The sequence below is a fragment of the Deltaproteobacteria bacterium genome (genome assembly GCA_011773515.1).
GTDB lineage: Bacteria > Desulfobacterota > Deferrimicrobia > J040 > J040 > WVXK01.
On record WVXK01000031.1, the window covers coordinates 11,596 to 12,639 of the forward strand.

Sequence of the window (1,044 nt, forward strand, 5' to 3'; positions counted from 1 at the left end):
GCGCCTTTCCCCTTCCCTTTCTCTTTGCCCTGCCATAAGATATGGTATCTCTTTTGCTTTACCATGCAGAAAACGGAAGGGGGAAGACGATGAATGAGAAGGCCTCCACCAACGCCTACCTTGTCGTAAATCTCTCAGAATCACAGAGGGTCGAGCTTCGATGCAAAAAAGGCGAAGTCCTGATCGGCAGGTCACCGGCGTGCGACCTCATCCTTCCCGAATCCTCGGTGTCGCGGAAACATGCGCGGATCACCGGGACGGAGTTTGGATTCTTCATCGAGGACGTCAGCAAGAACGGGACCTTCATCGACGGCAGGAGAATTGGGAAGGAAACGCTTGCGGGCAACACTGACATCAAAATAGGCCCCTACGAGCTCCACTTCATGACATCCTCCCTGGACGCGGAAAAACAGGATGAGCTTCCAACTGAGCCTCTTGGCGATACGGCGATGTTACCGCATGGCCGAAAGGCGAATAAGATTCGCAGGGCCAGTGCAATCGACCCTTCAGAAATCGGTATGATTGGAGACAGCAAAGAGATCCGCGAGCTCTTCGGCCTGATGAAAAAGGTGGCGGAAACCGACTTTCCCGTTTTGATCATCGGCGAGACGGGAACGGGCAAAGAGCTCGTTGCCAGGGGGATTCATCTGATGAGCACGAGAAGAGCACACCCGTTTGTTGCCGTCAACTGCAGTGCCATCGCACCGGGGCTCACAGAATCCGAGCTCTTCGGACACGAAAAAGGCGCGTTCACGGGGGCGCTGAGCGAGAGAAAGGGCGCCTTTGAAATCGCCCAGGGTGGTACCCTGTTTCTCGATGAAGTTGGGGATATGTCCAAAGACGTTCAGCCCAAGTTGCTGCGGGCCCTTGAAGAGTCAGAGATAAAGAGGGTTGGAGGAACTCACCCGGTGAGCGTAAATATCCGCATCATCGCTGCAACCAACCGCGACCTGAGGGAAGAGGCGGCTGAAAAAACGTTCAGAAAAGACCTCTTTTACCGCTTGAACTCCTTCCCCATTTCCATCCCTCCCCTCCGGGAGAGAA

Annotated in this window: 1 protein-coding gene; it reads left to right on the plus strand. The window is 54.6% G+C overall.

Going from position 1 to position 1,044, the window contains the following annotated elements:
* Positions 1-89: 89 nt before the first annotated feature.
* The coding region (locus GTN70_03660) for an FHA domain-containing protein (GenBank protein ID NIO16085.1) at positions 90-1,044 on the plus strand (955 nt) is incomplete at its 3' end.